The sequence below is a fragment of the Flavobacterium sp. genome (assembly GCF_041392005.1).
Taxonomy (GTDB): Bacteria; Bacteroidota; Bacteroidia; order Flavobacteriales; family Flavobacteriaceae; genus Flavobacterium.
Genome location: NZ_JAWKMX010000032.1, coordinates 1 through 15,483, shown reverse-complemented (window position 1 = coordinate 15,483; position 15,483 = coordinate 1). Strand labels below are relative to the sequence as shown.

Sequence of the window (15,483 nt, the reverse complement as noted above, 5' to 3'; positions counted from 1 at the left end):
AACACAAACCAAATGATTAACTAGCTATTAATGTCACATAATCCAAATGATCAGTAAGAATAACAAAACTCCATTGCATGAAATCACTGATGGGAACTATTTTCAACAAATAGTAGCTGAATATTTTAGAAGTTTAAAAAGAGAAAAACAAGATTTTCATATTGCAGATATCGATGTAGATGACACAGGAATTGGTTGTGATAATGGTTGTGATATACTGGTCGACTTTCATTTTGAAGACACAATTGGAAAACATACGCACAGATGGGTGGTTGAGTGTAAATCTCAAAAACGAGCTGTGGGTACTAGAGATATCAATTCAGCCAATTTAAATTTAATTCTTAATAGCAAAGATGCAGATGGCTATTTACTTGTTTGCGTAAGTGACGCAAGTTCTAGTTTAAAACAATTATTAAATGGAAACAAAAAAGTGAAATCAGTTGTTTGGAACGGTGCACAATTATGGCATAAATTCACCGTATCTGAATCACTTTTAAAATCATTTTTTCCAAAATACTATCACGAATACTTCATCCAAAATAAAGCAAAAGAAAATTTTGAAAATGCTTTTACTCAATTCGAAAAACAAATAGAATCATGAGAGTCTTTGTATCTTACTCGTTTATAGATAAAGAATTATACCTACTAACACTTTTAGTAAGCAAGCTAAAAGAGAAAGGTAATTTTGTTCAATTATCAGATAGTAATTACCTGTCAGAAAATTACATTTACAACACAGAGTTTTTTGTGGGATTAATAACAAATCATAGTCATTCTATAAACGACGTTTTTAATGAATGGCAAATTGCTGAAAAATTTAATAAAAATCGAATTCTATTAATTGAAGAAGGGGTTAATGTATATCGAAACGATATTAAATATATAAGATTTAATAGAAATAATCCAGATGCAGCAATTAGACAATTGTTTCAAGAAAATGATAAAAAAGCTGAAAAAAAATCAACTTTAACTGAAGATATTGTAAAAGTTGGTGCTATAATAGCAGGAATTGCAGCAGTAATTTCCTTATTAGGTGGAGAAAATAGTAAAAAGAAATAACCTCATCCATGCACCCAACAAAAAACAGACCTTGGCATCAAAAAATTAAAAGAGCAACAATCTATTACAGCTCTTGCTCAATAAGCGTCAAGTTTTCTTCAGAAAATTAATATTGTCACAAGAATATCAAGCAATAACATATTCTTATTTTTAATATGTATTTTTCATGCTTTTAATTTCCAATAAAACTCAGCTTGTAGAAGATAATAATTGAATTCAATAATAAATAAAACAATTAAAATAAGGAACGCAAAAAAGTATTCAATAACTTATAGGTTTTTCAAAACGGGAATGAATTATATCTCTATGTAATATTGGCAACAATTTCTGTAATATCGTTCATTGGTTTGAATTAGAGGATGTACTATAGTATTTTTTAAAAAAACTATAAAATTTTTATTTCAAAATTTTTTTATTAAAATCCTAGCACTTTGCATTTTTAGAATACTAAAAATAAAGATTGATGCTTTTTATTTTTATCTAATATTAACAATAAAAGAAATGAATAATTTAAATAAAAATATAAGATTATTACCAGTTTTAGTTATTATTTTAACTATAAGTGGTTTTTTACTATTAACATATCAAACTTTTAATCTTATTAATCGAAAAATTACTTTATTAAATGAAATTAAGGAATTAGAAAATGATAAAAAAAAAATAATTAATGACTTAAAATTTAAAAACACAATTATATCTATTCAAGAAACTATAATAACGCAATCATCCGACTCAACAATCGTAAAAAAAGATTAAAATTAGATTAAAAATACCCGTAGTGCATTTAGAAAATTTTATTTGTTTATTTCGTCAGTTCGAGTATTTCTTGGATAAATTTTATGCAAATTTACCTAAGAAATGTGTCGAGAACTTACAATTTAATACTTCTCGACAAAATTTTTCTTCGCTTTACTACGAAAAATTACTCGAAGTGACGTCGTCTAATAACTTTTAGCTTCTAAATGCACTATGGGTTAAAAATATTTTATTTCACTAAAACCTATTTAAAAAAACTAAAATTGAGTATAAATACTCATTGATTTCATGTTTTGTGTTTTATAATTTCAACACTTAATATAATATCTATAAACATGAGTAACGAAATCAAAAACACACTCTTCCGCTTTGTAAGTATGAGAGCACCCGAGCTAGTAACAGAAGCTACTACAAAACCAGGCTTTGTTTTTCAAAATGATTCTGACAAAGGAATATTTAATACTGCAACTGCTTCAATACCTGCTGGTTCAACAAAGCAAGAGGTATTAAAAGACACTGCAACAAATTTTAAATCTAATGCAAAAACGGTAGAAGATTTAAAAGTTTTAAACACAGAATTTTATGATTTTTCTGTTTGGTTAGCAAAAAACAGATTTAGTGCAACCGATGTTGAAATAAAGGCAAAGGCAGAACTGGTAACTACAACAACATTAGATCTAAAAACAGTTTGGGAAAACTTATTTTATCAAGTAGTTACCCAAAGTGATTTCTATGCAAAAGAAGTAGCAATGCAATTGTTACTTGCCTACCATGTTAATATGTCTACAACACTAGGCACTTATAAAGAAAGAGCTACTGCAAAAGTAGTATTACCTAAAGAGGTATTTTTAGAAGAAAAAACTACAGCTCCATCTGTGGAAAAAACAAGTGGAGATACGGTTGCCGAAGTTCCTTTTGCTTCACATACTTTTCAAAAGTTAGAGAACAAAGCCTTGGCTGAAGATAATAACAGAATACTTCAAAGACTTAAAATAGAGTTAGCACAAGCTGAAGCATTACATAAAAAAAATTATGAAGCACAATATAAAGAAACTTTAGCTAAGCATCAAGCTATAATTAAACCCATTCTTGATGTTTATAATAATGAACTGGAAGAATTAAAAAAAAATTGGTGTGCCACACAAGACCCAACAAAGCCATTAGATTCAACAAACCCTTGTAGCCAGCCACCTACAATTCCTCAGCCTGAGTTACCAGAATTTAACTTTCCTTATGATGATACCATCGATGTAAAATTTTTAGAAAGCGTGTTAAGTCCTGAATCTTTTGAGGTTTATACTAATATTGTTAATCCAAGAGAAGAGGAAGAAGACATTAGAACGGAAGAAATGTATAGAAATTCAAATGTTGTAGCTAAAGCACTTACTACTTCTGCAAATTTTACAAATTTAACAGATACTATTAGCGATTTAACAGATACAAATAACAATACAATTCAACAAAACACAGTTGATACAGGCTCAACAGCTGTGGTAATAGGTGGTTCTGTTATTACAGTACCTAATACACAAAGTCCTTTATTACCACTACAATACGAGGTGAAAACCAGAAGAAAAAGTTTGTTTTTAAGTCCAACAAATAGAACATTACAAATTTCGTTAGGTATTCCTGATAACACATTCAAAATAGCACAAGTTAAATATAAAATGACCCGAACTGATAGTACATTTATAGAAAGAACCGCTTCAGATGTACAACATTTTTCAGGTTATGATGCGTTACTTAATTTAAGTATGACAGGTATAACCGAAAATTTATCAGAAATGTTTATAACATTTCAATTTGTAAACGGACAAATAGCTACTTTATCAATTCCTAACTTTAATCTTTTATCAGCTTATAAAGGCTTTTTAAAAATAGAATTAAACGATTCGGAATTTCCTGGTGGTGGTGATACTACTGGAGGAAACACTACAGTTGCACCTGATGAAAATTTTATACCATCAGGTTTTGGAATCAAGCAATTAGGCGTTGCCGACTATAACAAAGTAGAACAAACCATACAAGGCTATATTGAAGGAGAAGTAGCCCATATAGAAAATGTAATGGCTCGCGAGTTTAAAGAAAAATCGACTCGTAGATTAAGAAGAAGCGAAGTTACTGAAACTACTTCAAGCGAAACCGAAAGAGAAAACCTTACCGACACCTCAACGGTTGACCGTTTTGAAATGCAAAGCGAAGTAGCTAAAGTAATTGCTAATAGCAAAGATTTTAATGCAGGTGCTGATGTTAGAGCACATTATGGAATTACAGATAAAAACTTTATTGATGTAGGAGCAAATATGAATTTTGCCACGCACAACTCAAAAGAAGAAAGCACTCGCCAAGCGGTTACAAATTCTAAAGAAATTACTGAACGTGCTTTAGACCGAATTGTGAGCAAAGTAAAAGAAGAACGTATTGAAAAAGTTTTAGAAGAGTTTGAAGAGAATAACACGCATGGGTTTGATAACCGCAAAGGCGACAAGCATGTAGTGGGAGTTTACCGCTGGGTAGATAAAGTATATAAAAACCAAATAGTAAACTACGGCAAACGCCTCATGTTTGAATTTGCAATACCAGAACCCGCAAGTTTGCACTGGTTAGCTATGACGGAAGCAGATGAAAAATGAAAGTAATGTTAACGTTTTACCTTATACCGCAAGACCTAAGAACGGCAACTACTAATAAATTAGAGAATTCATTCGCAATTGTACGACAAAAATTAAAGGTTGGGCTAGTTTACAATGTAGAATTTAAAGCCAAACCCAAAAGTAATCTTAGAGTTTCTAAAGGGTTTAATGGAAATTATAATACTACTGGATGTACAACTGGTAATGGAGAAATTGAAAACTCAGAAGGTTACAAGCAACACTGCAAGTGCAAGTGCAAGTTTCGATTTCATAATTAAATGGAATGGAAGGCTCTGGGTATATCTATAATATTGGGAATGTTATCGAATAGACAATGGGAAAGACATTTTAATCAAGGAAGTATAAATTTTGATAATTTAGAGGTATTCAACAAAAATTAGCTGTTTCATACAAAGCTTTTGATTGTGGAACTTTTAGTATGACAGTAACTGCTTTGTGCCAATTAACACCAGAAGCCGAAAACTAATGGAAACAAGAAACCTTTCAAATCTTATTATAAAAGCCTATGAAGAAGCTTCCTGAAAAATACAGCCCAAGGGCGGCACAAGAAGCAGCAAATGGCGTACGTTCTTGTAACATAACCTAGTTTTATAGAGAAATTAAAAAGACTATTTTACGCAAAACTGTATTTCGTATAATATTTCTTCTAATCCAGATGCTAAAAAAACATTTGGCAAAGATTTATGAGAAAAATAGAGCTCTGATAATAAAAATTGCTTTTGGCAACGCCACTATTAAACAAACAGCAGAGTTAGATGACTACGCATCATTTGTTAAGTTCATGGAACAAGCCTTTGAGTGGGACATTATGTCTTACTACTTTTATCCATTCTATTGGGGCAATAGAAGTCGCTACAGAAAATGTACCGCTACGTTATGATACACACGATTTATTATTTTTAAAGCCTTATGCAAAGTGGCATGGCTAGAGTAATTGTGAATGGTACGTCCTGGTTTTGAAAGAAGCCGCAGATACTACACAGCAAACAGGTCAAATTTGGAATGGTGGCGAAGCAGTAATAGCATGAATTCGTGTCATTCATTGTAGAAGAAATGCGAAAACTGAAGGTGAAAAAGTGGGTAAAGTATGGCCTACTCGTGTACCTACATCAATGACCATTCTTCAAGCGCAAAGTATAGGATTAGTAGCTGATAAAGCCTTACTGTTTGACACCGCTTCGTTAAATGAGTTTGAAAACCCAGACGAAGTGCCACAATCTACACAATTAGATTTAATCATGCACAAATAGGCGGTGCAAATACTACGGGTACAGCTCGTTTAGTAGGTAAGATACAACAACGGTATATAAGCAAAAATTGTGTTACGCACTATTGTGGGTGTTACACGTATATTACGTATTGTGATGAAAATGGAAAAATGGGAATTAAACCATTCTCCAGAAGGTAAATTCTGAACTGTTTTTACGCTAATTAGACTTCCCCATCGACACCTACCAAGTAATAGAAGGTGCTAAACAACTGGTAGTAGAACTCGTAAACAATGAAACTGTAGAAGAATATTGTTTATGAACCTATGTAAAAAATGTAATTAATAAAAACTCCCAGTGAAACATTGGGAGTTAAATTTATTTTTATGAGCGATTTAAACAAATTATCGATTATTTACAAAATAGAAAGCGCCTTTAAAGTTCTTCAACAACCGTTGCTATAACTATAGTGGATGAAAACTATAATGACCCAAATTTACCACATGAAGAAGAAGATTTAAAAAAATCATTGAAAAAAAAGATTTAGAAAGCGGTTTTTACAAAAATTTAGCAGAGCAAATAATTACTGGTGAACTATTTCTAAAATACGAAGCAAGTGAATTACTTTACTTTGTAAAAAAAGAATTTACTTCTAATAAACGTTACAACTAACCTTTTAAAAGAATACCACTGAATTAATTGACGTTTGGGAATCGATAGACGAAACTACTTTAATTCGAATTGATATTTCGTCAACTATGGGCTATTATTATAGTTTTGAACGAAAAAAAGTGGTTTACACAAATAATTTAGAAGGTATAATAATTACAAATGTAGATTTAATTGATTATCTTCCAAAAAATTAATAGAAAATGGCGAATATTATCTGTAAAAGAAGATTTAAAAAACAATATAGATGAAAACACTGGCAACAAACAATTAATAATGCCTAACTATGACAAAATAAGTTTTCAGAAGAAAAAATTAGAATTATAAAGCATCAAAACGGGATCATCTTCTGGTGCCTAATATTATAAAACATCTAATAAATATTGCATCTTACCATTATTTCAAAAAAGGAATTCCTATAACTTTAGGAAATATTCTGATGAAGCTGCAATAAATATAGAATCGATCATCCTGTAGCCTTCCTAGAATACCTAAACCACACTATTTTCTTTTGTTTTGATGATGTTTCTGTTTTTGACAACAACAAAAAAATAGAAAAAATATTTTGTGACAAATATGTGAACTTAATAAAATATTTATTAAACAACAGAATATTATAAACAAGTTAATTGTACTTAGCTTTAATCAGCTTATATTCATAATACACAAGATACACAAGGAAAATATTATCTAATAGACTTTCTAGGATTTAAGCTATTATGGCATAATTTTAACGATGGTAGAATAGCCATTGAAGATTATGTCGCATTTATTAGAAGGAATTTTTCATTCTTTTGAAGATAAAAGTTTGTTTAAATTAAATGCTTCGTGTTATTGATAACAAATGATGTTGAGCATCTACATTTATGTGATGGCGAAAACAATGTTAAAATAATTAACCTAATTCTATAGCGCCTGGAAACAAAGCCGTTTCATTAATCCAAGTGACGAAACAAAACCTAATTTAAAGACTAATGTCTTATTTTTTACCTTACGAATCAGAAAAAATGGGTTGGTTTATTTTAGCAATGCCAATGTGAGTTTTGAAAAGCTAACTACAAAAGTGAGCTGAAACTGAAAATTAAAATCAATTAAGAATAAAGGTTATGGTTATCGAGCGCTGATAATCCTATTTTCAAGTATCACCCGTTTCACCCTGATTATATTAAAAGTGTTGAAAACAAGAAACAAACTTATTGCTTTTGAAAGTATAATACCTGCCTTTATTATATGTAAACGAGAATAAAGCTTGGTGGAATAATTCTCGTAAAAACAGGTGAATATATTTTTTGTTGATATTTTAACAACACTGTCCGATTTGTTTGCTGAAGGTGCAAAATATTTTGCTCATGTAGCAAAAATTCCCAGAAGCAGCAGAGGGTGTTTCGAACAACAAAGTACTCAATCTGCAAATATTTTAAAAACACAAAATGCAGCAGGTGTTGTTGAAATGAGTAGCGGTAGTGTAAATCTTATGCTAAAACTAACCGAATTAGACGAAACCGAGTTGGGACAAAGTTTAAGCAAAGTATTGTTTTATATAGAATTACTAACTTTGGCAGGAGAATTAACCGCTCCTATGAAAGCAAATTTAAAGAAAAGCGCTAGAGAGGTAATTGAAAATGCAGACTCTGCTGTTAGAGCAAAAAATGCCATGTTATTCTTTGAGCTTTACAAAATCAGCAATTTAGTCTCAAAAGGAGGTAGAGTTAAATATGGAGAAAGCATATTAAGCACTTATGCAATTGCATATAGAAAAAATCTAGGCAAAGCTGGAAAACATAATGGAAATATTGCTGTTTTTGCTTATGTAGATAAAAATGGCACAACACAATTCAAAGAATTTACTACATTTGGTTCACAAAAAGAATGGAAAGCTGCAGGATTTAAAGAAAAACCTCATGCGGAAGCAATAGGTAATAAATGGTTGGAAACAAATAATATTCCAAAAGAAAACATAACAATGGTATATAGCGAATTAAATTTTTGTCATTTTAAAGGACATAATTGTAATGAAATGATTCATTCAAATTTTCCTAAAGCAATTAAAGAATATAGCTACGAATATCCAGGCAAATTAGGAGATAATTTACAAAGTGTGAGAGACAAATCAATTAATGATCGAAAATTTGACTTAGATAGATATATTGATAATGTAGAAATTGATCCAAATAAATATTTTAACAAATAAAAAACGTAGAAATGACATTTGAAGAAAAAATAAAGTATATAGACAAAGATAAAGGGTTTGGCGAATTTAAAAAATTTACCAATGTAGATGATTTTCCAAAATTAGATGGAGAAACTAAAAGTATTTTAAAAACGTATGGTGTTTATAGTTATCATCAAGGGAGATTAATAACAGACGGTAAGTTGATAAAAATAGATGATACTAAAATACAATTTGGTAAATCTCCTTGGATAAATACATTCTATTTCATTGATACATCAAAAGGAAATAAAGTTTTTGGTTTTGATAAAAGTGATAAAGAAATTTTTCCAGTTAATACCTCTATAAAAAAATATATAGAATGCCTTTTTGTAATGTATTATTTTTCAGAAGAAATTGAAGGCGAAGAAATTTTTGGAGAATATTATGTTAATGAAAATTATAAAAAATATGCAGCCAAATTAAAAGAAATGTTTTTAGAAATAGAACCAAGTATAATGGAAACATCTTGGTCGTCAGAAGTTCTAGAGAGAGAAATTGGAGCACTTTAAAATCAAGAACCGTTCAATAATTTGATCGGTTTTTTTATTAAAATAATGATGTAAAAAGAACACCAGGTGTTGTAGAATTAACTTCTGGTACAGTTAGTGCATTACTGAAAATTACAGGTTTAGAAGATACCGAAACAGGCAAAAACCTTCAAGAATTTTTATTTTATTTAGAATTAATTACATTAGCAGGAGAAGTTTCTGTAGCACTAAAAAAAGGATTACAAAAATCTGCCAAAAACTTAGTAGAAAAACCAGATGACTTTGCCAAACTAGAAAAACAACTAGACGATTTAGTAGAAGAAGGTAAAGCTACAAGACAACAAGCTGATGAGGTAATTGAAGAGTTGAGAAAAGTAGCAGACGAAAGTACAGCAATAGGCAAAAACAGACTTTATAGAGTACAAGGGGGTGATGTTAAACCAAATATTAGTAAATATAGGTTTATTTTTAGAAATTCAAAATTAGAGATTATTGCTAAAGATAGGTTACACATTACTTTTGATGATGTAGAAAGAGCAATAGAATTTTACATTAAAAGAGGTGATAAAGCAGAAGTATTCACAGCTAACATTAACAAATCGTTTTTAGACAAAATTAAAAGTGAAGCTGTAAAACAAAATAAAGCAAAAAAATATCCCACACGTCCTCAAATTGATGACCCCACTAAAACAAAAGGTTCATTTGGTTTACACGAAAGTTATTTTAAGGAATTACTAGAAAATATTTCAAATCCTCGAATTATTAAAAAACAATAACATGACAGATAATCATTATAAAATAGGCGAAGAAATTAAAAGAATTAACAATAATAAAAACGGTGAATGGCCTAAAGGTCCAAAAATTCTTTTAAAAGCTCATAATGTTAAAGAACCACAAAAAGTTTTAGATAAAGCAAAGGAAGTTATGCTTGCAGTATCTCAATATGCTTACACAAATCAATGGCCTTCAGATGAAGAATGGAAAATAATTCTACCAGAGTGGTTTGTAAAAAGTATGACTGATAAGTCTGATGAAGATTTAGAAAGTGATGATGATCAATGGCATTATGAGTCATGGGTGGATAATATAAGACAACGCTCTTGGGTTTGGTGGAGTTCTAAAATAGAAAAAGACACAGTTACAATCGTTCTAGATGTTTTAGATATACCTTATCTTCATGATAGTTTAAAATATGTTTTTTATGCTCAAGGTATTCCCATGTCTAACATTACTGATGAAGATGATATTTATGATAAAAGTTAATTTAAACCACCCTCGGGTGGTTTTTCATTAAACACTATCTAAAAATAGTGGCACAACTTTACGCTAAAAACAGGCGAATACATTGATGGTATCATATTAGCATCAGGTTTTCCTCTAAGAGCTGCAAAGTATTTTTGAAGCATTCCCGACTTGCAGAAGCAACAGAAGGTGTTACAGCCGCAAATAAAGTAGCTCAAGCTAGTAACATTCTTAAAAATATTAAAAACGCAGCAGGCGTGGTTGAAATTTCAAGCGGAAGCACAAACCTCATGCTAAAACTAACCGAACTAGACGAAACCGAGTTGGGGCAAAGTTTAAGCAAAGTGTTGTTTTACCTCGAACTCTTAACCCTTGCAGGAGAATTAACTGTACCTATGAAAGCTAATTTAAAGAAAAGTGCCAGAGAGGTAGTTGAAAATGCTGATGGAGTTACACGAGCAAAATATGCTGAATTGTTTGATGAATTAAATAACATTGCATTTGGTACAAAATTAACTTCAGTTGCAGAATTACAAAAATTCTTAAAAGAAAACGGCATATTAGAAGAAATTGATTTAGCATTTGTTGAGAAAATTTCTTTTGGGAGAGCCGATTTGGCAGAAAGTTTGTTGTTATCTTTGAAACAAATACAAAAAGGTAAAAGCATTGATGAACTTGTTAAACTATTCAAAATTATTGATCCTCCAAAATTAGCTTCTTTAACTAATTATGAAGCAAGAATTTGGTACACTTGGAAGAAAACAAAAATAGAGCAGCTAATTTCTAAAGAAAAAACTTTAGAAGCCAAAGCAAAAAAAGCATTTGAATTGAGAAACGAGTACCGCACTGCTACTAGAAAATATATGAAAGACAAAAAATGGGCAGAACATTTGGAAAGAGTAGAAAAAAATAGAGAATGGAATAGTTATTTGGTGTATATGAAAAAGAAATTTCCAGAAAATTATTATCAGGAAATTATATATAATGCATCTAAGGGAAGAGATGATGTAGACAAATTATTTAAACTCAAAAAATAAATTATTATGAATTTACATGAATTTAGTTATGATAAAATAGAATTTGGTATAGCATTTCCATTTTATGGTGGATATTGGAGAACTGATTTAAAAGAGATAATAAAAATGAATATAAACCCAAATAAATTTGAAGAAGATTTAAAAGAAGCTAGTTGGGATTATACAGTAGTAGATTTTAATATGCAAAAAGATAATATCAGTTTTAAACTAGAAATTAATGAGTATGATGATATTTCTCTTATACTAATGTCCGAACCAACTAAAGAATCTAAACAAAAACTTCGTGAGTGGGCAACTATAATTGCTGAAGAAATAGAAAAATTAAAAAAATAAGTAAATAAAAGTTGGTGTAAAAGCCAACTTTTTTATTTAGAGCTATTAAAACCGAAGACGGTGTGTGGGTAGAGGATGTCAAAGAAACAGAAATAGTTGAAAACTACAACTATCATCCCTTCCATCCTATTTATATTAAAAACGTAGAAAAACAAGAAACAACTATTGCATTTGAAAGTATCATACCAGCCTTTTTACTGTATGTTAACGAAAATAAAGCATGGTGGCACAACTTTGTAAAAACAGGCGAATATATTATAGATGGAGGTAATGTATCAAACGTGTGGTTTTGTAAAAACAAAATCACAACATATTGATAATCAATGTAAAATAAAAAATAATTTTAATAACAGAGGCAACCAATTGGTCGCCTCTGTTATTTTTAATGCTTTAAATTGATTAATATGAAAGAAAACTTTACTTCGTGTATCAAACGTGTGGGTGGTAAAGAAACTTGCACATTTTGTGGTAATTATATGATAAAACATGGTAAATCATCAGCCAATAAAATTCGTTTCAAATGCAAATCATGTAATAGAACACAAGTGAATAATTATTCATACAAAGCTTATTATCAAGACATAAACTTGAATATTGTAAAATTAACCAAAGAAGGTATTGGCATTAGAAGTTCTGCCAGATTATTAAATATTTCCCCAACAACTTTATTGTCAAGATTAGTATTAATTGCTAAAAATATAAATGAACCTATAATTACAAAAGGTAAATCTTATCAAGTTGATGAAATGAGAACATTTATCAAAAGAAAAGACAAACTCATTTGGATAGCATATGCTTTGGAACAAGAAACAAAAAAGGTTGTCAGTTTTAATGTTGGAAGAAGAACCAATAAGACACTTTCAAAAGTAATCACAAGTTTAGAATTATCCGAAGCTAAAATGATAATTACAGATAAATTGAAGAACTACGAGTACCTAATAAAAAAGGAAATTCACAGCACAAAGCACAAAGGAATCAATCACATCGAACGAAAAAATTTGAGTATTCGCACACATCTTAAAAGATTAAATCGAAGAACAATATGTTTCAGCAGAAGTTTAATTATTTTAAAAGCTGTTTTAAAAATATATTTTTGGAGTTAGAGGATATTATTTCTTCGCTACTACGCGAAATCGAAGATTCAGCCTCGCTAATCTTTCACGTGCTTCTAAATTAAATACAGGCTTTATTATATTTGATTAAAAGAATAAAAATAAACAGATATTTTTATTTTCAATCTTGTACTAGAATAAGTATAAATACTCATTGACAAGTAAGCACATAAGAACTATTTTTCGAAAAATTTCAAAAAAAATGAGTGATAAACCAATTATAAATTGTCGCACCCACATTATTACTTGGGAAGGTATTGATCACTGCTGCACGAAATGAAGTTTAGCAAAGCTAAGCCTTACCGTTTGACACCGCTTCGTTAAATGAGTTTGAAAACCCAGACGAAGTGCCACAATCTACACAATTAGATTTTAATCATACGCAAATAGGCGATGCAAATACTACGGGTACAGCTCGTTTAGTAGGTAAGATAATAGGTAACAACGGCATAAGTGCTAAAATTGTATTACGCACGATTGTAGGTGTTACACAAGATATTACGTATTGCGATAGCAATGGAACATGGGAATTAAACCATCTTCCAGAAGGTAAATTTGAACTGTTTTTAGACGCTAATTTAGACTTCCCTATCGACACCTACCAAGTAATAGAAGGTGCTAAACAACTGGTAGTAGAACTCGTAAACAATGAAACTGTAGAAGTGAATATTGTTTATGAACCTATGTAATATTTTTTTAATAACTCCCAATAAATTGGGAGTTATTTTTATCTCAAACAATTAAAAATATTACACAATGAATAAATTAAAAGCGCATGAGAGCAATTGATTACGGATTAGATTATTTTGGGGCTATTTCTTATAAAAACAGTAAATCTAATATAGTTGTATTTAATGAAAAAATAATTTTAGAAAGTGATGATAGTTCAAATAATAATCCTAACGAAGTAAAAGATTATCATTTTACTGAAATCGAATTTTTCAATGAAGATCAAACAAAATTTGTCTTTGTAGAAAACGGAGAAAAACTTTCAATAGACCAAATAGAATACATAACAGAAAGCGAAATTATTACTATAAATGAAATTGATTTTAATCTCCCTTTTGAAAATAATTCAATTGGAGAGGTTTTAATTGGTGATGGAAAGATTTATGAAATAGAAGGGAAATATTTTATAAAGACCTTTGGATTTATAAATACGCTAATTATTACTGCAAATAATAATGTAAAAAAAAACAAACCATTCACGCTTCTAAATAATATTTTAAAAGATAAAGCTACAAGTGTAGTTGTCTTTATATCAGATGATGGAGTAAAATTAGAAAGAGCTTATCAAAGTATCGAATGCTATAATAATGAAGTTATTCTATTTATAGAAAACGATTTTGGTAGTAACTTATTTGGTTCGGTTTTACGAATAAAACTAGGTAACAACATTACAGAGAATAGTTATTTTCCAGCGAGCCAAACTGCAAAAGTAATTAATGCTTTTAAACTTGGAATAGACATTGATACTGTAACCTTGTCAAATGCCATCAAAGAAGAAATTAAAAACAATGAAGGACTATTACATTTCATAAAAAAGCGTTGGTGGGCAGCCGATAAAATTATTTCTATTCCTGTAAATTTTACCTTCGAAACACTATCAGAAGCGCTCGATACAATTTCAAAAGGCGCAAACGACATTAAACTTGAAGAAAATCGTTGGAGATATTATAACGGAGACGGCACTAAAAATAAAGAAGCTGATTTATTATTTTTTAACCCCGAAGAATTCGAAAAGTTAGAAGAAAAAGCAAAAAACAATTATCACAAAAATATGTTTTCACTTGCTTTAAAACAACTAAATAGCAAAACAACTTCATGGAAAAATCAGGTAAACAGTCTTACTTTTAGTGATGAAAACAGCTATTTAAAAAAATATATAAAACAAACAGTAAAAAATATAGATAATATACTTAACCCTACAAAAGAATTTCCTGCCAATCCAGAAGCGCTAGCAATTACAATAGAAAAAGATGCTTTTATAACTCTAAATGCTTTTTTAGTAGGATTAATAAACGGAATTATTGAAGTTTTTAAAGGTATTTTCGATATTTTAAGTTTACTATGCCAAGCGTTTATTAAAATAAGAAATGGGAGTAGTTATGTAGCAAAAAACCTAACCAGTTTATTAGGTTTATTTGTTGAAGCAATAGAAAATGTATTAGATACCGTTATTAATCTCTTTACAAAAGAAAACCTCAAAGCTCTTTTAGAGTTTATGTTACAATTGCCAAAGCTTTTTTTACAACTAGTTATTAAAGGAGGAAACTATCTTTTAAATACAGATATAAAAATCCCTGTAGATGCGCTAGGCTATTACATAGGCTACTTTATAGGTATGCTTGTAGATGTTATTATAAGTGCTATATTTACTGGTGGTGCAAAAACAGTTGCCGATGTTTTAAAAATTATAAGCAAGCAATTCACAGAAATATATAAATTTGCAAAGAGCACTTTAAAATTTACGGCTAAAGTTGCAACAAATGCAATTGAGTTTATAATTGATTTATTAGCAAAAATTAGAAACGGCGCAAAAAACATTAAACCTTTTTTAGATGAAATTTTAGAGTTTTTAAGGAAGTTTTTTGACGATATATTAAAGAATTCTAATAAAATCAAACTACAAAAGCATTTCGATGATATAACAGATTTTAGAACAAAAACAGGATTACCTAAATTTGTAAAAGAACTAAGTGAAAGTGGAACT

Annotated in this window: 16 protein-coding genes; all 16 read left to right on the top strand. The window is 29.8% G+C overall.

Going from position 1 to position 15,483, the window contains the following annotated elements:
• Positions 1-46 precede the first annotated feature (46 nt).
• A complete protein-coding gene (locus R2808_RS10760; protein WP_371271015.1) occupies positions 47-601 on the top strand; it encodes a restriction endonuclease in 555 nt (184 codons plus the stop codon).
• Positions 598-1,059, top strand: coding sequence for a hypothetical protein (locus R2808_RS10755; protein WP_371271014.1), 462 nt, complete (start codon positions 598-600; stop codon positions 1,057-1,059). The genes R2808_RS10760 and R2808_RS10755 overlap by 4 nt, the downstream gene beginning before the upstream one ends.
• Before the next feature lie 501 nt (positions 1,060-1,560).
• Positions 1,561-1,815 (top strand): hypothetical protein, encoded by a 255-nt coding sequence (locus tag R2808_RS10750; RefSeq protein WP_371271013.1) that lies wholly within the window; start codon positions 1,561-1,563, stop codon positions 1,813-1,815.
• Between the two features lie 335 nt (positions 1,816-2,150).
• A complete protein-coding gene (locus tag R2808_RS10745; RefSeq protein WP_371271012.1) occupies positions 2,151-4,448 on the top strand; it encodes a hypothetical protein in 2,298 nt (765 codons plus the stop codon).
• On the top strand, positions 4,445-4,726 hold the full coding sequence (locus R2808_RS10740) for a hypothetical protein (RefSeq protein WP_371271011.1): 282 nt from the start codon (positions 4,445-4,447) through the stop codon (positions 4,724-4,726). Before R2808_RS10745 ends, R2808_RS10740 begins: the two co-directional genes overlap by 4 nt.
• A gap of 819 nt (positions 4,727-5,545) precedes the next feature.
• On the top strand, positions 5,546-5,719 hold the full coding sequence (locus tag R2808_RS10735) for a hypothetical protein (RefSeq protein WP_371271010.1): 174 nt from the start codon (positions 5,546-5,548) through the stop codon (positions 5,717-5,719).
• A 1,903-nt stretch (positions 5,720-7,622) separates the two neighbouring features.
• Positions 7,623-8,537 carry a nucleic acid/nucleotide deaminase domain-containing protein gene (locus tag R2808_RS10730; RefSeq protein WP_371271009.1) on the top strand — a complete coding sequence of 305 codons (915 nt, stop codon included), beginning with the start codon at positions 7,623-7,625 and terminating at the stop codon, positions 8,535-8,537.
• 11 nt (positions 8,538-8,548) lie between these two features.
• The gene (locus tag R2808_RS10725; protein WP_371271008.1) at positions 8,549-9,067 is read left to right on the top strand and encodes a hypothetical protein; all 519 of its coding nucleotides are present in this window, start codon (positions 8,549-8,551) and stop codon (positions 9,065-9,067) included.
• Positions 9,068-9,411: 344 nt separating this feature from the next.
• The gene (locus R2808_RS10720) at positions 9,412-9,822 is read left to right on the top strand and encodes a hypothetical protein (protein WP_371271007.1); all 411 of its coding nucleotides are present in this window, start codon (positions 9,412-9,414) and stop codon (positions 9,820-9,822) included.
• Between the two features lies 1 nt (position 9,823).
• Positions 9,824-10,309 (top strand): hypothetical protein, encoded by a 486-nt coding sequence (locus R2808_RS10715; protein WP_371271006.1) that lies wholly within the window; start codon positions 9,824-9,826, stop codon positions 10,307-10,309.
• A gap of 134 nt (positions 10,310-10,443) precedes the next feature.
• The gene (locus tag R2808_RS10710; protein ID WP_371271005.1) at positions 10,444-11,325 is read left to right on the top strand and encodes a hypothetical protein; all 882 of its coding nucleotides are present in this window, start codon (positions 10,444-10,446) and stop codon (positions 11,323-11,325) included.
• A gap of 6 nt (positions 11,326-11,331) precedes the next feature.
• Entirely contained in the window at positions 11,332-11,658 is a 327-nt protein-coding gene (locus R2808_RS10705; protein ID WP_371271004.1) for a hypothetical protein, read from the top strand.
• Between the two features lie 62 nt (positions 11,659-11,720).
• A complete protein-coding gene (locus tag R2808_RS10700; protein WP_371271003.1) occupies positions 11,721-11,975 on the top strand; it encodes a hypothetical protein in 255 nt (84 codons plus the stop codon).
• 87 nt (positions 11,976-12,062) lie between these two features.
• Positions 12,063-12,761, top strand: a complete 699-nt coding sequence (locus R2808_RS10695) for an IS1 family transposase (RefSeq protein ID WP_371271002.1) — start codon at positions 12,063-12,065, stop codon at positions 12,759-12,761.
• 356 nt (positions 12,762-13,117) lie between these two features.
• On the top strand, positions 13,118-13,459 hold the full coding sequence (locus tag R2808_RS10690) for a hypothetical protein (RefSeq protein WP_371271001.1): 342 nt from the start codon (positions 13,118-13,120) through the stop codon (positions 13,457-13,459).
• A gap of 86 nt (positions 13,460-13,545) precedes the next feature.
• Positions 13,546-15,483 (top strand): hypothetical protein (locus R2808_RS10685; RefSeq protein ID WP_371271000.1); only part of this gene is annotated, 1,938 nt, incomplete at its 3' end.

Coding starts and splice junctions, on each gene's coding strand:
- R2808_RS10760 (WP_371271015.1), top strand. CDS start 47: ATGATCAGTAAGAATAACAAAACTCCATTGCATGAAATCACTGATGGG.
- R2808_RS10755 (WP_371271014.1), top strand. CDS start 598: ATGAGAGTCTTTGTATCTTACTCGTTTATAGATAAAGAATTATACCTA.
- R2808_RS10750 (WP_371271013.1), top strand. CDS start 1,561: ATGAATAATTTAAATAAAAATATAAGATTATTACCAGTTTTAGTTATT.
- R2808_RS10745 (WP_371271012.1), top strand. CDS start 2,151: ATGAGTAACGAAATCAAAAACACACTCTTCCGCTTTGTAAGTATGAGA.
- R2808_RS10740 (WP_371271011.1), top strand. CDS start 4,445: ATGAAAGTAATGTTAACGTTTTACCTTATACCGCAAGACCTAAGAACG.
- R2808_RS10725 (WP_371271008.1), top strand. CDS start 8,549: ATGACATTTGAAGAAAAAATAAAGTATATAGACAAAGATAAAGGGTTT.
- R2808_RS10715 (WP_371271006.1), top strand. CDS start 9,824: ATGACAGATAATCATTATAAAATAGGCGAAGAAATTAAAAGAATTAAC.
- R2808_RS10705 (WP_371271004.1), top strand. CDS start 11,332: ATGAATTTACATGAATTTAGTTATGATAAAATAGAATTTGGTATAGCA.
- R2808_RS10695 (WP_371271002.1), top strand. CDS start 12,063: ATGAAAGAAAACTTTACTTCGTGTATCAAACGTGTGGGTGGTAAAGAA.